A 15,957-nucleotide genomic window follows, 5' to 3' on the forward strand; every position below is an offset into this window, starting at 1 on the left:
GCCTTCGGCCATCTCGCGGCGGCGCTTGCGCCGCCGTTTTTCTCCTGGACAAGTGATGATTTAAACATGCGCCCCTTGCATCCTGTCTCGCCGGGCATCCGAACCGTGCTCGGCATCTCCTTCTTCGTGCTGTTCGTCGCCTTCTGGGCGTGGATCACGCTTGGCGGCCACGTCAATCGCATCTTCCTCGCCGATCCGCTGTCGATGCTGCGGGATGGCTGGCGGCTGCTGGTCGAGGATCGCTTCGGGCTCGACATACTGATCACCATCTGGCGGGTCTTCGGCGGCTTCCTGCTGGCCTCGGTCGTCGCGGTGCCGCTCGGTATTGCGATGGGCGCCTGGAAGCCGGTGGAGGCGTTTCTGGAGCCCTTCGTCTCCTTTGCCCGTTACCTGCCGGCCTCGGCCTTCATTCCGCTGCTCATCCTGTGGGCCGGCATTGGCGAACTGGAAAAACTGCTCGTCATCTTCGTAGGCTCGGTGTTCCAGATCATCCTGATCATCGCGGTCAAGGTCGGCAGCACGCGGCGCGACCTGGTCGAGGCTGCCTATACGCTGGGCTCCACCAACAACGGCATCGTCAGCCGTGTGATCATGCCGGCCAATGCGCCGGAGATCGCCGAGACGTTGCGGTTGGTGCTCGGCTGGGCCTGGACCTATGTCATCGTCGCCGAGCTGATCGGCTCGTCCTCCGGCATCGGCTACATGATCATCAACAGCCAGTCGCGGCTGGCGACGGGGCAGATCATCTTCGGTATCATCGTCATCGGGCTGATCGGACTGTTGTCCGATTTCGCTTTCAAGGCCTTCAACCGCTGGCTCTTTCCGTGGAGCCTGGCGTGAGCAAGCTTCTCATCGAGGGCGTTTCGCGAACGTTCGCCGGCGTGCGCGGCGGGGAGCCGGTCAAGGCGCTGATGCCGGTCGACCTTGCGGTCGCGGCCAACGACTTCATCACCATCCTCGGTCCATCGGGCTGCGGAAAGTCGACGCTGCTCAGAATTGTCGCCGGCCTGGAAGCCCCAAGTGAAGGCCGGGTGCTGCTCGACGGCAAGGCGGTGACCCGTCCGGGGCCAGATCGCGGCATGGTCTTCCAGTCCTACACGCTGTTTCCCTGGCTGACGGTGGCCGAGAATATCGCCTTCGGCTTGCGCGAACGCGGCATGGCCGAAAAGGAGCGGGACGGGATCGTTGCTTCCTATGTCGATCTCGTCGGGCTGAAAGGGTTTGAGAACCACTGGCCGAAGCAGCTTTCCGGCGGCATGCAGCAGCGCACAGCGATCGCCCGCGCTTTGGCCAACGATCCCGAGATCCTGTTGCTCGACGAGCCGTTCGGCGCGCTCGACAATCAGACGCGCGGCTTGATGCAGGAGCTGCTGCTCGGCATCTGGGAGCGTCGCAAGAAAACGGTGCTGTTCGTCACCCACGACATCGAGGAGGCGATCTTCATGGCGTCACGCGTGATCGTGATGACGGCGCGGCCCGGCCGCATCAAGTCGGATGTCGCCATCGACCTGCCGCATCCGCGCCACTACACGCTTAAGACCAGCCCGGAATTCTCGGCGCTGAAGGCACGGCTGACCGAGGATATCCGCGTCGAGGCGATGCGCACGGCGCAGGCGCAGAGCGCCTAGGCAACCTTGATGTGCCGGCTCAGGCCGCCAGCAACTGCTTGCGGTCGACGCGCTCCTGCTGCGGCGAGCGGGCATAGAGCTCGCGATAGCATTTGGAGAAATGCGAGGCCGAGACGAAGCCGCAGGCGACCGCCACCTCGACCACCGGCATCGACGACTGGATCAGCAGATGCCTGGCGCGGTCGAGCCGGATTTCCAGATAGTAGCGGGCAGGGGACCGTCCCATCTCGGTGCGGAACAGCCGCTCGATCTGGCGGCGCGACAGGTCGACATGGTCGGCGATCTCGATCAGCGACAGCGGCTCGGACAGGTTCGCCTCCATCAGTTCGATGATGGTCAGTACTTTCGAGTTCTGCACGCCGAGGCGGGCACGCAGCGGCAGGCGCTGGCGGTCGGTCGGGCTGCGCACGCGGTCGGTCAGCACCTGCTCGCAGACGCGGTTGACTAGGTTCTCGTCGAAGTCGTCGCCGATCAGCTTCAGCATCATGTCGAGTGCCGCGGTGCCGCCGGCGCAGGTGTAGATGTTCTGGTCGATCTCGAAAAGGTCGGCAAAGACATTGGCCTTCGGAAAAGCCTCGGAAAAGCCCGGCAGGTTCTCCCAGTGAATAGCGCAGCGCTTGTTGGACAGCAGTCCCGCGGCGGCAAGGATATGCGCGCCCGTGCACAGGCCGCCGACGGCGACGCCGCGATTGTACTCCTCGCGTAGCCAGGCGAAGGCCGACTTGTTCTGATAGCGCTCGACATTGACGCCGCTGCAGACGATGGCCATGTTCGGCCGGTCAGGGCCCGCCATCTTCTTACGCTCTTCCTCCAGCGACGTGTTGACCGCGCATTCAACCCCGTTCGAGGCGCGCACCGGCTTGCCGTCGATGCTGGCGAGGCGCCAGCGATAGGCCTCATAGCCAAGCATGCGGTTGGCCGAGCGCAAGGGGTCGAGCGCGGTCGCAAACGCGATCATGGTGAAATCGGGAATAAGAAAGAATACAAACGATCGCTTGATCGGATGCTTTACGGCGTTCAAGGGAACCTCACGCAGCCATGACGCGAACAGGATGTCGCGATTAGCATAGCGACATCAGGAAAAACCATGTCTGTCAATCGGCTACGCGGCCAGGACACGATTAAATTTGCGACATGGGTCGCAAATGGGCAATCGGGTGTTCAGCGAGGCCTGCACGCGACGCCCAACTGTTCAGGAACAGGCAGACCACGCCTTGCGGCGAAAACAAAAACGCCACCTTGGGAGGAACCAGGCGGCGTTAGAGTTTTAAAGCAGCGGCAGGGAGGCGCTGCCTGCAAGAAAAGTTCAGGCGACGAAGCCGAGGCGCGCCGCAGCCATCGCTCCGGTCTGGCCGGGCATGGTGTTGGCAAGGCGCTGACGCTCGAGAGCGGTGGTCAGGTTCATTTCGCGGCGGGCGAAGAGGCGGGCAAAAAGCTTCATGATGATCTCCATTCGGTTGCTCAGACGGGTCGCCTTCGCTTGATGGAGTGGGGCAGCTCGTTTGCTGACGTTGATATAGGCTTGTGCTGCGTAAAACTAAATCGCAAAAGCGAAGCGCTTGTTATGAAATGCGACACGGATTGCGACAATTTTGGGCAACATGCTCGAAATTTACGATTGTTTACAAGGGACTAACTGGGAAACCGGGTCGCTATGCGGCTTGCTCATATGCGTCATGCGCTGGCGACATGGCTCCAAAACTCATTTGAATACAAATAAAACAAAGAAGGCCTGCCGGGCGGCTTGCGCGGCAGGCCTTCAGCACATGGTACACACGATTTACTTTGCTCCAGCCCACGATCCGACGCCGTTGCGAACCCCGGTCTTGGTGTCGGCAGCTTCAGGCCAGCCGATGTCCTTCTGCAGTTCGATAGGCAGGGAGTGGATGGCACGTTCGGTCTGGTAGCGGGCGCGGGCTGCGCTGAATTCGGTCGCGATCCGACCGATGGACGACAGGATAGACATTTCTTTCTCCTTTGGTGCCGGCAGATGCCAGACGGTGAGTTGGTTACGTCGCTTTTGTTTCAACTGCATTTCATGTCGATTGCAGGTTTGTGTCGTGGTCGTTTCGTGGCCACTTCCAATGCGTCCTGCCTCGATGGTGTTGACTATCCTCCCAATCTGATGTTCAATCAAACGAAATGGAATGATGCTTTGTATCAGAAAAATTGAAGGTCGCTTCCCATGAACGCCCCACTCAATCATCCACTGCCACTGCTCGATCTCGACGTTTTGCGCACTTTCGTGGCGATTGCAGAGACAGGCAGCTTCACCACCGCCGCCAATGCCGTCTTCCGCACGCCGTCGGCTGTCTCCATGCAGATCAAGAAGTTGGAGGACATTCTCGGCCGCTCGGTGTTCGCGCGCGACGCCCGCTCGGTGTCGCTCACCACGGATGGCGAAATGCTGCTCGGCTATGCCCGCAGGCTGCTGTCGATCAACCGCGAGGTGGTGTCGAAATTCATCATTCCCGAGATTGTCGGCGTTGTCCGGCTCGGCTCGCCGGATGACTATGGCGAGCGCGTGCTACCGCATGTGCTGAAGCGTTTTGCGCAATCGCATCCGTCGATCGCGGTCGATGTCACCATCGACCAGAGCAGCAATCTGCGCCGGCGCATGGACGACCGGGCGCTCGACATCACGCTCTTGACTAATTCCTACAAGACCAGTGCGCTCGGCGCCGAGGTGCTGCTCACCGAGCCGATCGTCTGGGCCGGTGCCAAGGGCGGCTGCGCGCATCTGCGCGAACCCTTGCCGGTATCCCTCTGGGAAGAGGGCTGCGCCTGGCGGGCCGGCGCACTTGAGGCGCTTGGACGCGAAGGCCGCAACTATCGCATCGCCTATATGAGTGCGCACACGGCCGGCCAGCGCGCCGCGATCATGTCCGATCTCGCCGTGGCGCCGCTGCCGAAGTCATTCCTCGGCAACGACATGGTCGAACTCTGCCCGAAGGACGGGATGCCCGACATCGGCACTTACAATCTGGCGATGGTGGTGGCGCCGGACGCCAGCGCGCCGGTCAAGGCCGTTGCCGACCATATCCGCGCGACCTTCGAAGTGTTCCGGGAAACCGGCAAGTTCTGATACGCCGGCTGTGAACCGCGTTTCAGTGCTCAGCGATCTCATCACATGTGGGAAGCCGATTGATGTTCTGGCTGCAAACGTAAGCGACCTGGGTTGGTCCGAGACGCCAGTGGTCGTCCTGACCACTGATCATATTTTGAGTGTGCTCCGACGGTTCCAGGAAGGAGAGCTCACCGCTGCGGACGTGGAGGCCTGGGCAGATCTGATCGAATGCAGGGAAGATATCGACTACCAGCCAGGGCGAGATGAAGCGATAGTGGAAGCAATTTTCGTGCTGGCCAATCCGGTGTTGAATGGTTCGTTAGATGAAGCCTTGACCGACCAGGTGATCGCCTCGATCTCGGCTTGACCAAAGGTTTTTTCCCCGGCCAGGAAGGTCACGATGCTGTCGCGCGCCCGCCGTGCTTCAGGCATGTCGATCAGTGGCCAAACGTGGAACATACCTTCCTCGTAGACGACCTCGACCTCGACGCCGACGGCGCGCGCCTTTTGCGCGAAGATCAGATTGTCAGGACTGAGGAGGTCGTGCGAGCCGGTTAGGAGCAGCGTTTTAGGCAGCACCGAGAGGTCGCCATAGAGCGGGCTGATGTGCCAGTCGCTGCGATCGAAGCCGGCGCTGTAGAGCCGGACAGCCTCCATCCCGCCCGAAATGCCCAGCCAGGGGTCGCGGCGTTCGGCCTCGAACACTTCGGGGTTGGAAAGCGACATGTCGAGGCCGGGCGAAATCAGCACATGGCGCGACGGCAGGGGCAGGGCCTGTTCCGCGGCCATCATGGTCAGCACGACGGCCATGTTGCCGCCGGCGGAATCGCCCATGAAGACGATATCCTCGGCCTCTGTCTCGTCGAGCATCCGGCGGTAGACGTCGCCGACCATGCCGAACATGGCGTGGAAATCGTGTTCGGGAGCGATGGGATAGATCGGCACGGTGATGCCGTAGCCCAGCCGGTTGGCCATGTCGGCGATCAGGTGCCAGTGATAGGGCGTGATTTCAAAGACATAGGCGCCGCCGTGCAGATAGAGCATCCGCTTCTGCTCGCCGGCCCTGGGTGCGATTTCATAGACGGGGAAGCCATCGACCGTATGCATCTGGATGTCGAGATGCTGATGCAGTGAGGCGGGCGGCTGGTGGGTCTCGGTCTTGCGCGCGGCAGCGATCCACCGCTGCAGGTTTTCCGGGCTGGAAAACGCCTTCTTGCGGCTGTACCGGAGCACGAAGGACACGACGTGGCTTTTCAAACTTGGCATGCGGATACACGAACTTCGGCGGCAGCCGACTAAGAGAATTCCCCTCTCTGGCGAACATCGTGCCGTGGCCGAAAATGTCAAGTTATACGCTATGTCTACACGGTGGTGTGATCCGCGCCGTGGTGCTTGCGCCGACGATCAACGCCGCAGCAGAAGCGCGGCGCGCAGCCGAGTGTTGCCAGGCGCCGAGGCCGCATGGGGGCTCCGACGCCTGACGAGCAGTTTGCATTTGTCGGCGAATGTCATCAGCGCGCCGTACCCAGAAGCAGCGAGATGAGCGCGGCCTGCGGGTCGTTTGGCGGCGATGCCGGCCAACCAATGTCCTTCTGGACATGCGGCGGCAGGCTGTTCATGGCCCGGATCGACTTCTTCCTGTCGTGGGCAAACTTGATGGCCGCACCATAACGGCCGAGGCTTTCGAACATCGACATTTTGGTTTCCTCCGGAAGGTCACTGCGGCAGGAAGACATTTCCGACCGGCCTTCGACGCTGGCTTAAATGCGCCGCGCATGTTTCCAGCGGATTTCACGAAAACAACGCTTCCGTTTCCGGATCAGCAGATCCGGAAACATTTGCATACAAATGAGTTGGTGAGGCTGGCGACCTGGGCGCGCCCGCTTATTCCCGGCCGCGCCGGGCGGCGTGGCCCTCGCGCGAACGCCGGCGCGGAGCGGCGTCGCCGGCGACACCGTCCTCGCTGACCGTCTTGCGCGGCGGCAGTTTCACCGCCGCCGACAGTTTCGGGAACGGATCGACCTTGTTGGGCAGCGCCATGGCGTAGACGAAATGCTCCTGGAATTTCGGTTCCAGCGCGGTCTCGATCTTCTCGATCTTGCTGACCGTGTCCTCGATCTCGCGGCGATAGCCGCGGTTGAGCAGCGCCATGCGCGCACCGGCACCGGCGGCGTTGCCAACAGCCGAGACCTTGTCGAGATCGCAATCCGGGATCAGGCCCAGCACCATGGCGTATTTCGGATCGATGAAGGAGCCGAAGGCGCCGGCGAAATGGATGCGGTCGACATGTTCGGTGTTCTGCTTTTCCATCAACAGCTTGGTGCCGGCATAAAGCGCAGCCTTGGCGAGCTGGATGGCGCGCACGTCGGTCTGGGTGATGGTGATCTTCGGCTCGCCCTCCTTCAGCACGTAGGAGAAGGTGCGGCCATTGGCGGTGACACGCGGCGAGCGGGCGGCAAGTCCGCCGTCGATGACGCCGTCCTCGGAGATGATGCCGGTGAGATACATCTCCGCGACGATCTCGATGATGCCGGAACCGCAGATGCCGGTGACGCCGGTCGCCTGCACGCTGTCGAGGAAGCCCGCCTCGTCGGACCACAATTCCGAGCCGATGACGCGGTACTTCGGCTCCAGCGTGTCGGGGTCGATGCGCACGCGCTCGATGGCACCGGGCGCGGCGCGCTGGCCGCCGGAGATTTCCGCGCCCTCGAAGGCGGGGCCGGTGGGCGAGGAGGCGGCGACGACGCGCGTGCGGTTGCCAAGCACGATCTCGGCATTGGTGCCGACGTCGACGATCAGCATCATCTCGTCCTGGCGATGTGGGCCTTCCGACAGCGTCACCGCTGCCGCATCGGCGCCGACATGGCCGGCGATGCAAGGCAGCATGTAGAGCCGGGCTCCCTGGTTGAGCTTCAGGCCGATATCGGATGCCTTGACGTGCACCGCGCCCGAAACGGCCAGCGCAAAAGGCGCGCCGCCAAGCTCGGTCGGGTCGATGCCGAGGAACAGATGGTGCATGATCGGATTGCCGACGAAGACGGAATCCAGGATGTCGTTGCGGTGGACATTGCCTTCGGCGCAGACCTTGTCGACCAGGCCGGAGATCGCTTCGCGCACGGCGACCGTCATGCCTTCGCGACCGTCGGGGTTCATCATCACGTAGGAGACCCGGCTCATCAGGTCCTCGCCGAAGCGGATCTGCGGGTTCGACGTGCCCGACGAGGCGGCGACGCGGCCCGACAGTAGCGACACCAGATGCATGGCAATGGTGGTCGAGCCGATATCGCAGGCCAACCCATAGGCTTCGTTCTTAAGGCCCGGCCACAAAGCGATGACGCGTGCGGTCTCCGAGTCGGCATCCTTGTAGATGGCAGCGGTGGCGGTCCAGCTGCCCTTGCGCAGAATGCCTTGCACTTGCGGCAAGAGATAGAAATCGAAGTCCAGGCTCTTGAGGTTCCAGTCCTTCATCAGGGCGATCTTGAGGCGGTCGAGATCCCCGAGCGGCTTATGCATGTCGGGCTCTTCAATTTCGACATAGCACATGCGGATTGCCGCATCGCGGGCGATCACCCTGGTGTCGGCATCCTTGCGGATGGTCTGCGCGTTGATGACCGTGTCCTGAGGCACGTCGATGACGAGGTCGCCGAGGATCTGCGCCGAGCAAGAGAGGCGGCGCCGTTCGGGCAGGCCGCGCACGCGCTCGTAGCGCTCTTCCTTGGCGCCCTTGGGCGAGATGTGGTCGTTGGAGGAGACGATCTTGTGCTTGGCGAAATTGCCTTCCTGCACTTCGATCTGGCAGCGCCCACAGGTGGCACGTCCGCCGCAGACGCTTTCGACATAGACGCCGAGCTGGCGCGCGGCATCGAGCACCGGCGTGCCGACAGGAAACCGCCCGCGCTTGCCCGACGGCATGAACAGCACGAGCGGATCGGTGATGTTGGCAGGTGAATTCATGCTTGCACGCGTCTCGATGACGATTGTCGATGCCGTTTAACGGATCGTTTCGCTATTGGGCGGAATGTTTGATGGTCCAGAGGCCAATCATGTCCGATCTCCTCCTGTCCGCCATAACAACCGCTTTTACCATGGTGCGCCTGCTGCGCGGCCCATGGCTGCGCAATCCACAATATCTGGCGTCCGGTATCGTCGGCGCGATTGTCGGAGCATTGCTGCTCCACGGGTTCTGGCCGGCCGCCGATGACGACTTCATTGTCGGCGGGCTGACCGGCATTTTCGGGTCGTGGGCGGGAATGGTGCTGTTCGACGCCATTTTGGGCATGGCCTGACCAAAACGCACACCGGCCCGACGGCATCATCTGCACGATCGGTTCGGTGAGGTTTACAGGACAGTCCACGATTGCGCGCTTATCCCCGACCCATCCGGGCTTCACGGCCGCCACGGCGGCGTCCACCATTGCCGGCGCCTTCGCCCGGCGCATTGACTTGCGTCGGGGCGGCTACCGCCTGGCCGCCTTCGGCCGGCTTGTAATCCTTGTAGGTGCGGATCCAGTTGGTGCAGTTCTCGTCGGTGCCGTTGAGGACATTGGCGCCGCGCACGGCTTCCATTTCCTGCGGGCGCACCGGGTTCATGATGGCGCTGGTCATGCCGGCGCCGATCACCATCGGGATGAAGGCGGCATTGATGCCGTGGCGATGCGGCAGGCCAAAGGAGATATTGGACAGGCCGCAAGTGGTGTTCACCTTGAGCTCTTCGCGCAGCCGGCGCAGCAGCGCGAACACCTGGCGGCCGGCATCGCCGAGCGCGCCGATCGGCATCACCAGAGGGTCGACGACCACGTCGTGCGCGGGAATGCCGAAATCGGCGCAACGCTGCACGATCTTCTTGGCGACGGCGAAACGCACATCCGGATCCATCGAAATGCCGGTCTCGTCATTGGAGATGGCGACGACAGGGACGTTGTACTTCTTGACCAGCGGCAGGATGGCCTCGAGCTTTTCTTCCTCGCCGGTGACGGAGTTGACCAGCGGCCGGCCCTTGGCGACCTTCAACGCAGCCTCGATCGCGGCGGTGACCGACGAGTCGATCGACAGCGGCAGGTCGACCAGGCCCTGGACGATTTCCAGCGTCTGCACCAGCAGGCCGGGTTCGGTCTCGTTCGGGTTGACCGAGGTAACGCCAGCATTGACGTCGAGCATGGTGGCGCCACAGGCTGCCTGCTCGAGCGCATCCTTGATGACAGTCTCGAAGTTGCCCATTATCATCTCGGCGGCCAGCTTCTTGCGGCCGGTCGGATTGATGCGTTCGCCAATCACGCAGAACGGCTGGTCGAAGCCGATGATGATTTCTCGTGTCGCCGAGGCGACGATGGTCCGGGTCATGAATTCTCTCTCCGCCGTGATATAAAGATTTCTTTATATCGTTGTCTGGTTTCGTTCAAGCGAACGGGTGCTCGTCCGCGCCGTCAGTGCGCGGTCTTCACCATGTCCACCTGCGTTTCGGTAATGTCGTCGTGCAGTATGTGCCCGAGCCGGTCGGCGACCATCTGGTCGTCGCGACGGATTTCGCGTTTCCATGGCTGGCGGCCTTTCAGCACGCCCGATTCATCGACGATCTCGGCGACATATTCCTCCTGGCGATAGGCCATCACATGGACGCCGGAGACGCCGGAGATTTCCTTCACCTCATTGATGATGTCGATGCAGAGCTGCTTGCCTTCCTTCTTCTGGTCCTGCGCGCCCTCCAGCCGCTTGATGACCGAATCGGGGATGTGAATGCCCGGCACGTTGGAGCGGATCCACTTGGCTGTCTTGGCCGAGGCCAGCGGTCCGACGCCAACCAGGATGAAGCACTGCTCGGTATAGCCGAGGTCGCGCACCTTCTGCATGTAGGTGCGGAACATCGGCACGTCGAAACAATACTGGCTCTGCACGAATTGCGCGCCGGCGGCGATCTTCTTGCCCAACCGATGCGGGCGGAAATCGATCGGCGGTGCGAACGGATTGATTGCCGCACCAAGGAAAAGCTGCGGCGGCGTCGTCAGCTTGCGGCCGGACAGGAACTTGCCGTTGTCGCGCATGACGCGGCAGGTTTCCAGGAGCGACATGCAGTCGAGGTCGAAGACCGGCTTGGCGCCGGGCTGGTCGCCGGCCTGCACGCCGTCGCCGGTCAGGCACAGCATGTTGGCGACGCCCATCGCAGCCCCGCCCAGCACGTCGCCCTGAATGGCGATGCGGTTCTTGTCGCGGCAGGCGATCTGCATGATCGGCGCATAGCCCATGCGGGTCAAAAGCGCACAGATGCCAACCGACGACATGTGGCAGTTGGCACCCGAGGCGTCGACGGCGTTGATGGCGTCAACCCAGCCGTCGAAGATCTTCGCCCGGTTGTAGACGTCTTCCGGGTCGGCGCTGTCGGGCGGGTTGAGTTCGGTCGTGACCGCGAATTCACCACGCCGCAGGACACGTTCCAGCCGGCCGCGCGAGGTGTGGCCGGGCAAGGGGTCGAGCGGCAGATGGATGCCGGCCGGGTTCTCGTCGCGCTGGCTTCCGATCATGCCGATGCCCCGGTGTTTGCCGCCCCATTCTTGGTGGCAGCGGCGGCTTCGCGCGCGGCGGCCGCCTGCGCGGTCACCCGCAGCCAGGCCGAGGTTTCGCGCAGCGACTGATCGACCGGCTTCTGCACGGTCAGGATCCTGTCATTGTGGACCATATTCTGCGAGCCTTCCCAGGCCTTGACCCAGACGCAGGGCATATCAGGCTCGACCTCGCAATTGCCGTTGGCGCGCACGCCCCCGCAAGGGCCGTTGCGCAATTGCTTGGGGCAGTTCATCGGGCACGACATGCCGGTCGAGGACAATATGCATTGGCCACACATGCGGCAGTCGAACATGAAGCCCTTGACGCGCTTCTCGACAAATTTGACCGGCCCTTCGACACGGCCGTAGCCGATGCCCTTCCACAAGGGGTGGAGGAGCAGGAACATGTCGGCGAATCTGGCATAGAACCATTCGAGCAATCGCGAGTGCCGCACCGACCATAGTCTGACCGCGAAGGAACGCTGCACGCGCCGCTGCGGCGACACGTCGGCCGGCTTGTAGTCGGATTTCGGCGCTGCCTTCTTGACCAGAGTGGCCTGGGTAACCGTTGGCTGGGTGTCAGACATTTTCTTTGCCGCCCGCCTTGACCAGAGCGACCAGCCGCTCACGGTCGTATGTCGTGTCGATATTCTGGAACGCCTTTTCGACCTCGGCTTCGAGATCATCGCCGACCGGAACAGGATCGGCCTTGCGCCATTCGGCCAGATAGTCGTCGGTGCCGCCGGCGCCGGTGCGCATGGCGCACATGTCGATCGCTTCGGTGAAGCGCAGCGGCAGTTCGCGCTTGGCGTTCTGCCGGCCCTTCTTGACGATGACCTGGGCAGGGATGTCGCGCCAGTAGACGACGATCAGATCGGCCATGAATTCTCACTCCTCGATGGAGCGAGCATTGCCGGAAGCGCAGTTGGGCCGCTTGTTATGGGACGACGCGCGCGCATTCAAAAGCGACGCATTCGGATGTCGTAAAATGAAAGGTGCGTTTATTCGTTTCCGGCGTGTGCCGGCGGCAGGTTCTATGCGTCGGAAAAGCCGGCGCGGTGCACCCGATCGCGGATCATGATTGCGCTACCAGATGCCGGTTCTCAGGCCTGTCCAGAGGTAGAACCAGATCGTGGGGTGATACCATTGTTTCGACGGCAGGCCCGGGTCGATAGTGGCAAGTTTTCCGGCCAGCACGTCGCTGACCGCTTCGACGCAGATGTCGCGCGAAAACGCCGCCTGGCGCAGCGCGTAGCTCGAAATGCTGTCGCCGCGTCTGGGCTGAGCGCGCACCTGTTTCAACACCGCGCCCGTATCGACGCCGGCATCGACCAGATGCACGGTGGTGCCGAAATTCTGCGCATCACCTGATGCCAGAGCCCAATAGCCGCCATTCATGCCGCGATATTTCGGCGTGATGCCCGCATGGTAGTTGAGCACCGGACAGGGCATTTTGCGCAGCATCTCGGCCGAGATCAGTCGGCAACCGTTGAGCAGTACGACGCCTGGCCGTATCTTTTGGATCGCCTGCAGGCACTCAGGCCCATTGGCCGAGGCCACCTCGATAATCTCCTGGCCTGGTCGCGGCTCAACCTCCAGTCTCTCCTCGGCGATCAATCGCGCGCCATGGCGAGCCAGCAGCCGCTTGCCCACCCTGCTCAGCACCATCGTGCCAAGCTGGCCCATGGCCGAGACCCAACCCTGGCGGCGAGCCCGACCACGCAGCAATTGCTTTTTGGATTCAGGGGTTTCGAGGATGACGCTGACAGGACCGACGCGATCGGCGATTGCGTTGATCATGGCCCAGACATGCTGGCCGCCGCCGGTCACGACGACGATCGACGCGCTGGTTCCAACCCGTGAAGACATGGCCCGCTTTCCTGCCTTGCACGCGGCCGGCTGCCGCATGCTGGCCGGATTTGTGCCGGAATGGGGTTAAATCTTGATGACCACGCTCAGCGCTTGAACTCGATGATGTCGAGCTTCGATTCGTAATAGGGTGCTGGAAATTCGATGCGCCATTGGCTGGCGTTGTTGCGGAAGGCATAGCCGACCTGGTCGGTTTGCGGGCCACTGCCATAGGGTTTTGCCGGATCGCTGTTGACATAGGCCGAGCCAAGATAGATCGAGCGCTTCTCGCCGTCGTCGAAGAAACGGCCCTTGGTGCGTTGCGAGCCGCTGATCTTTTCCAGTCGCCAGCCGGAGCCGTCGTCGGTCACCTTGCACTTGAACCAGCCATAGATGACGAGCGGCAATGGTCCGCCGGCCTTGATGGTGCGGCACTGCCAGTTGCCGGTCAGGTCCTTGTCGGAAAACGCCACCAGTGGTTTTGCCAGCAAGGCGTCGAGCTGCTTGACCTCGGCCGGATCTCCCGCCTTCGCCTCGGCCAGCGCCTCCTTGCGGGTCTCGCCATATTTGTCGAGCCGTGTCTTGTCGGCGGCGGTGATCAGTTTCTGCACCTCACCATCGGCAAGGACGGGAAAGGTGCAGCAGAGCAGACCGACAGCGGCGAGCAGTGGACGAAGGATCATAGGAGGCCTCCCGGTTGATGTCTCGAGCAGCGCCGCTGCGGACCTGGTGCATAACTATCGGGTCGCTGGCGCCTGTCATCCGTGCTTAACAGCGTCACGGCCAAAAATCATGGTGTGACGAATGCGAATCTTGCTCACGGGATCGTCGGGTTGGCTGGGCAGCGCGCTGGCGCCGCGCCTGCGGGCCCTCGGCCACGATGTCACCGGCCTCGATCCCGTTCCATCGAGGGAGACCCGGATTGTCGGCTCGATCGCCGATCGTGATCTGGTCCTGCGCACTGTCCGCGACAACCAGTTCGAGGCGATCATCCACAGCGGTGCGCTGCACAAGCCCAATATCGAGAACCGCGCCAACAGCGATTTTGTTGCGACCAACGTGCAAGGCACGTTGAACCTGCTCGACGCGGCGGTGATGTCCGGCGTGGAGCGTTTCGTCTTCACGTCGACGACCTCGCTGATGATTTCGCAGGCGATACGCGACGGGTTCGAGGGTGGTGCGCGCAAGGCCGCCTGGCTGACCGAGGCGATGTCGCCCGAGCCGCGCAACATCTACGGCGTCACCAAGCTTTCGGCCGAACATCTTTGCCGCCTCTATCATATCCAGCACGGCCTGCCGGTGGTGGTGTTGCGCACCGCCCGCTTCTTTCCCGAAGCCGACGACATGGCGCATGCGATCGAACAGTCGGATGCCAACATCAAGGCCAATGAACTGCTGTTTCGCCGGTTGACGGTGGATGACGCGGCCGCTGCCCACATCCTTGCCCTCGAAAAGGCGCCGCGGCTCGGTTTCGACGTTTTCATCGTGTCGGCGCCGACGCCGTTCCGGCCCGATGATTGCGCCGCACTGATCGCCGACGCCCCGTCGGTCGTCGCGCGCTATTTTCCGGACTTTCCGGCGCTCTACGCGCGAAAAGGCTGGACGATGTTTGGCTCCATCGACCGCGTCTATGACGCCTCGCGGGCAAGCGACCGGCTGGGGTTTCGTCTGCCGGACGAGCTTTGCCGATGTGCTTGCGGAGTTGCGGACGGAAGTGGGCGTCGCCTAGCCAGCGTGTGCCGCGGCCTGCGCCATTCCGGCCGTCAGGTCGCCATAGCCGGTCGCCCGGCGCTCATAGGCGAGGCCGAGCAATTTTGCGGCTTTTTCCGCGACCTTGTCCAACTCCGGATCGTCGGTCTGAGCGAGGTAGATCAGCTTCTCGTAGTTGCCGAAATAGTCCTTGATCAGCTCCGGGTGCTTGTCGAGGCCGAGCGGCTTCATGAAGAAGGCGTCGAACTGACGACACAGGAAATCGGTCATGTAGAAGGACATCATGTCGTCGTCGGCGACTTTCGCATAGGCCTCCATGCCTTGATAGAAGGCAAAGCAATGCGGGCCGGCCATGCGCTCGACGCCGTGCTTCTCGCAGATCCGGTCGAGCAGGCCACCGGTGCCACAATCGGCATAGCCGACGAAGATGTGTTCGTAGCCGTCCGCCTTGGCCTTCTCGATGGCCTTGTCCATGGCCGGCGCGATGCGATCCGGATAGAAATGAAATTCCGCCGGCAGGCAGGTCAGATCGAGGTGATCCAGTCCGAGCTGTTCCTTGACGGCCAGAACTTCGCGCGCAATCATCCCACAGGCGATGACGAGCAGCCTGTCGTCTTGATTCGGTTTCGTTTTTTGTATCTTGGCCATGGAACCAGTCGAGCCGGCCTTCGTTGCTGCGGGGCTAATTTATCTATTGAGGGAGACACCGTCCATGAAACTGTTACGCATCGCGCCGATAGCCATCCTTGCCTGCGCCCTGGCCCTTACGGCATGTGCGAACACCGTCCGCGGCGTCGGCAAAGATGTCAAATCGACGGCCAGGGCGGTCGAGGACACCGTCACCAAGCCCTGATCCGCACACAGCCTCACCCACCACTTGGGAACAAAAAAGCCGCGCTGCAAGGCGCGGCTTTTTCCATTGTCCATGCCGGATTGGCCAATCACGCCGAAGCGCGGACGTTGTGCTTGCGCTTCATGAAGTCCTTGGCGGTCTCGACCGCCACTGCGGCGTCGCGGCAATAGGCGTCGGCGCCGACGGCTTTGCCGAATTCCTCGTTCAGCGGCGCACCGCCGACCAGCACGACATAATCGTCGCGGATGCCCTTTTCCTTCATCGTGTCGATGACGACCTTCATGTAGGGCATGGTCGTGGTCAGCAGTGCCGACA

Annotated in this window: 18 protein-coding genes and 2 pseudogenes; 6 read left to right on the forward strand and 14 right to left on the reverse strand. The window is 62.3% G+C overall.

Annotated features, from left to right (window positions below; all coding sequences use genetic code 11):
* The first annotated feature begins 66 nt into the window (after positions 1-66).
* Together AC1DZP_RS28875 and AC1DZP_RS28880 are read left to right on the forward strand one after the other, a co-directional pair.
* A complete protein-coding gene (locus AC1DZP_RS28875; RefSeq protein WP_477307117.1) occupies positions 67-840 on the forward strand; it encodes an ABC transporter permease in 774 nt (257 codons plus the stop codon).
* Entirely contained in the window at positions 837-1,628 is a 792-nt protein-coding gene (locus tag AC1DZP_RS28880) for an ABC transporter ATP-binding protein (RefSeq protein WP_477307119.1), read from the forward strand. Before AC1DZP_RS28875 ends, AC1DZP_RS28880 begins: the two co-directional genes overlap by 4 nt.
* 19 nt (positions 1,629-1,647) lie before the next feature.
* Here AC1DZP_RS28880 and AC1DZP_RS28885 read toward each other — a convergent pair whose 3' ends face one another.
* From AC1DZP_RS28885 to AC1DZP_RS28895, 3 genes are all read right to left on the reverse strand, one after another.
* On the reverse strand, positions 1,648-2,586 hold the full coding sequence (locus AC1DZP_RS28885) for a GlxA family transcriptional regulator (RefSeq protein ID WP_425352300.1): 939 nt from the start codon (positions 2,584-2,586) through the stop codon (positions 1,648-1,650).
* A 348-nt stretch (positions 2,587-2,934) separates the two neighbouring features.
* The gene (locus AC1DZP_RS28890; protein WP_013894968.1) at positions 2,935-3,069 is read right to left on the reverse strand and encodes a hypothetical protein; all 135 of its coding nucleotides are present in this window, start codon (positions 3,067-3,069) and stop codon (positions 2,935-2,937) included.
* A gap of 339 nt (positions 3,070-3,408) precedes the next feature.
* Positions 3,409-3,594: a hypothetical protein gene (locus AC1DZP_RS28895; RefSeq protein WP_095087335.1), complete on the reverse strand. Its 186-nt coding sequence runs from the start codon at positions 3,592-3,594 to the stop codon at positions 3,409-3,411.
* Between the two features lie 219 nt (positions 3,595-3,813).
* Between AC1DZP_RS28895 and AC1DZP_RS28900 the strand changes: the two genes are divergently transcribed.
* Positions 3,814-4,713 carry a LysR substrate-binding domain-containing protein gene (locus AC1DZP_RS28900; RefSeq protein ID WP_095087339.1) on the forward strand — a complete coding sequence of 300 codons (900 nt, stop codon included), beginning with the start codon at positions 3,814-3,816 and terminating at the stop codon, positions 4,711-4,713.
* 228 nt (positions 4,714-4,941) lie between these two features.
* Here AC1DZP_RS28900 and AC1DZP_RS28905 read toward each other — a convergent pair whose 3' ends face one another.
* The 3 genes from AC1DZP_RS28905 to AC1DZP_RS28915 all read right to left on the reverse strand — a co-directional run bounded on the left by AC1DZP_RS28905 (position 4,942) and on the right by AC1DZP_RS28915 (position 8,649).
* Entirely contained in the window at positions 4,942-5,961 is a 1,020-nt protein-coding gene (locus AC1DZP_RS28905; RefSeq protein ID WP_477307121.1) for an alpha/beta hydrolase fold domain-containing protein, read from the reverse strand.
* Between the two features lie 245 nt (positions 5,962-6,206).
* The gene (locus tag AC1DZP_RS28910; RefSeq protein WP_184873525.1) at positions 6,207-6,392 is read right to left on the reverse strand and encodes a hypothetical protein; all 186 of its coding nucleotides are present in this window, start codon (positions 6,390-6,392) and stop codon (positions 6,207-6,209) included.
* A 187-nt stretch (positions 6,393-6,579) separates the two neighbouring features.
* On the reverse strand, positions 6,580-8,649 hold the full coding sequence (locus tag AC1DZP_RS28915; protein ID WP_477307123.1) for an ASKHA domain-containing protein: 2,070 nt from the start codon (positions 8,647-8,649) through the stop codon (positions 6,580-6,582).
* An 89-nt stretch (positions 8,650-8,738) separates the two neighbouring features.
* Here AC1DZP_RS28915 and AC1DZP_RS28920 point away from each other — a divergent pair, with 89 nt between their 5' ends.
* Positions 8,739-8,981, forward strand: a complete 243-nt coding sequence (locus tag AC1DZP_RS28920; protein ID WP_477228713.1) for a hypothetical protein — start codon at positions 8,739-8,741, stop codon at positions 8,979-8,981.
* Positions 8,982-9,060: 79 nt separating this feature from the next.
* Here the strand turns inward: AC1DZP_RS28920 and AC1DZP_RS28925 are convergent, their stop codons facing one another.
* The 6 genes from AC1DZP_RS28925 to AC1DZP_RS28950 all read right to left on the reverse strand — a co-directional run bounded on the left by AC1DZP_RS28925 (position 9,061) and on the right by AC1DZP_RS28950 (position 13,762).
* On the reverse strand, positions 9,061-10,035 hold the full coding sequence (locus AC1DZP_RS28925) for a methyltetrahydrofolate cobalamin methyltransferase (protein ID WP_477307125.1): 975 nt from the start codon (positions 10,033-10,035) through the stop codon (positions 9,061-9,063).
* A gap of 83 nt (positions 10,036-10,118) precedes the next feature.
* On the reverse strand, positions 10,119-11,210 hold the full coding sequence (locus AC1DZP_RS28930; protein ID WP_477307127.1) for a methylenetetrahydrofolate reductase: 1,092 nt from the start codon (positions 11,208-11,210) through the stop codon (positions 10,119-10,121).
* Positions 11,207-11,818: a methylenetetrahydrofolate reductase C-terminal domain-containing protein gene (locus AC1DZP_RS28935; protein ID WP_477307129.1), complete on the reverse strand. Its 612-nt coding sequence runs from the start codon at positions 11,816-11,818 to the stop codon at positions 11,207-11,209. Before AC1DZP_RS28935 ends, AC1DZP_RS28930 begins: the two co-directional genes overlap by 4 nt.
* Positions 11,811-12,113 (reverse strand): virulence factor, encoded by a 303-nt coding sequence (locus tag AC1DZP_RS28940; protein ID WP_477307131.1) that lies wholly within the window; start codon positions 12,111-12,113, stop codon positions 11,811-11,813. The genes AC1DZP_RS28935 and AC1DZP_RS28940 overlap by 8 nt, the downstream gene beginning before the upstream one ends.
* A 204-nt stretch (positions 12,114-12,317) precedes the next feature.
* Entirely contained in the window at positions 12,318-13,100 is a 783-nt protein-coding gene (locus AC1DZP_RS28945) for a formyl transferase (protein ID WP_477307133.1), read from the reverse strand.
* Positions 13,101-13,186: 86 nt separating this feature from the next.
* Positions 13,187-13,762, reverse strand: coding sequence for a DUF4893 domain-containing protein (locus AC1DZP_RS28950; protein WP_477307135.1), 576 nt, complete (start codon positions 13,760-13,762; stop codon positions 13,187-13,189).
* Between the two features lie 121 nt (positions 13,763-13,883).
* Between AC1DZP_RS28950 and AC1DZP_RS28955 the strand changes: the two are divergent.
* A pseudogene (locus AC1DZP_RS28955) lies at positions 13,884-14,808 on the forward strand (NAD-dependent epimerase/dehydratase family protein).
* On the opposite strand, the gene AC1DZP_RS28960 reads toward AC1DZP_RS28955, so the two are convergent.
* Positions 14,805-15,437 carry a DUF1638 domain-containing protein gene (locus tag AC1DZP_RS28960; protein WP_095087380.1) on the reverse strand — a complete coding sequence of 211 codons (633 nt, stop codon included), beginning with the start codon at positions 15,435-15,437 and terminating at the stop codon, positions 14,805-14,807. The pseudogene AC1DZP_RS28955 and the gene AC1DZP_RS28960 sit on opposite strands and share 4 nt — an antisense overlap.
* Before the next feature lie 64 nt (positions 15,438-15,501).
* On the opposite strand from AC1DZP_RS28960, the gene AC1DZP_RS28965 reads away from it, so the two are divergent.
* On the forward strand, positions 15,502-15,642 hold the full coding sequence (locus AC1DZP_RS28965) for an entericidin A/B family lipoprotein (RefSeq protein WP_095087994.1): 141 nt from the start codon (positions 15,502-15,504) through the stop codon (positions 15,640-15,642).
* Positions 15,643-15,730: 88 nt separating this feature from the next.
* On the opposite strand, the pseudogene AC1DZP_RS28970 reads toward AC1DZP_RS28965, so the two are convergent.
* A pseudogene (locus AC1DZP_RS28970) lies at positions 15,731-15,957 on the reverse strand (cobalamin-binding protein); the annotation flags it as partial.

It is taken from the genome of Mesorhizobium sp. P2_F8, from assembly GCF_056403655.1.

Bases quoted from the DNA above. Each gene is read 5' to 3' on its own strand.
- AC1DZP_RS28875 (WP_477307117.1), top strand. From the start codon at position 67: ATGCGCCCCTTGCATCCTGTCTCGCCGGGCATCCGAACCGTGCTCGGC.
- AC1DZP_RS28885 (WP_425352300.1), bottom strand. From the start codon at position 2,586: ATGATCGCGTTTGCGACCGCGCTCGACCCCTTGCGCTCGGCCAACCGC.
- AC1DZP_RS28890 (WP_013894968.1), bottom strand. From the start codon at position 3,069: ATGAAGCTTTTTGCCCGCCTCTTCGCCCGCCGCGAAATGAACCTGACC.
- AC1DZP_RS28895 (WP_095087335.1), bottom strand. From the start codon at position 3,594: ATGTCTATCCTGTCGTCCATCGGTCGGATCGCGACCGAATTCAGCGCA.
- AC1DZP_RS28900 (WP_095087339.1), top strand. From the start codon at position 3,814: ATGAACGCCCCACTCAATCATCCACTGCCACTGCTCGATCTCGACGTT.
- AC1DZP_RS28905 (WP_477307121.1), bottom strand. From the start codon at position 5,961: ATGCCAAGTTTGAAAAGCCACGTCGTGTCCTTCGTGCTCCGGTACAGC.
- AC1DZP_RS28910 (WP_184873525.1), bottom strand. From the start codon at position 6,392: ATGTCGATGTTCGAAAGCCTCGGCCGTTATGGTGCGGCCATCAAGTTT.
- AC1DZP_RS28915 (WP_477307123.1), bottom strand. From the start codon at position 8,649: ATGAATTCACCTGCCAACATCACCGATCCGCTCGTGCTGTTCATGCCG.
- AC1DZP_RS28920 (WP_477228713.1), top strand. From the start codon at position 8,739: ATGTCCGATCTCCTCCTGTCCGCCATAACAACCGCTTTTACCATGGTG.
- AC1DZP_RS28925 (WP_477307125.1), bottom strand. From the start codon at position 10,035: ATGACCCGGACCATCGTCGCCTCGGCGACACGAGAAATCATCATCGGC.
- AC1DZP_RS28930 (WP_477307127.1), bottom strand. From the start codon at position 11,210: ATGATCGGAAGCCAGCGCGACGAGAACCCGGCCGGCATCCATCTGCCG.
- AC1DZP_RS28935 (WP_477307129.1), bottom strand. From the start codon at position 11,818: ATGTCTGACACCCAGCCAACGGTTACCCAGGCCACTCTGGTCAAGAAG.
- AC1DZP_RS28940 (WP_477307131.1), bottom strand. From the start codon at position 12,113: ATGGCCGATCTGATCGTCGTCTACTGGCGCGACATCCCTGCCCAGGTC.
- AC1DZP_RS28945 (WP_477307133.1), bottom strand. From the start codon at position 13,100: ATGTCTTCACGGGTTGGAACCAGCGCGTCGATCGTCGTCGTGACCGGC.
- AC1DZP_RS28950 (WP_477307135.1), bottom strand. From the start codon at position 13,762: ATGATCCTTCGTCCACTGCTCGCCGCTGTCGGTCTGCTCTGCTGCACC.
- AC1DZP_RS28960 (WP_095087380.1), bottom strand. From the start codon at position 15,437: ATGGCCAAGATACAAAAAACGAAACCGAATCAAGACGACAGGCTGCTC.
- AC1DZP_RS28965 (WP_095087994.1), top strand. From the start codon at position 15,502: ATGAAACTGTTACGCATCGCGCCGATAGCCATCCTTGCCTGCGCCCTG.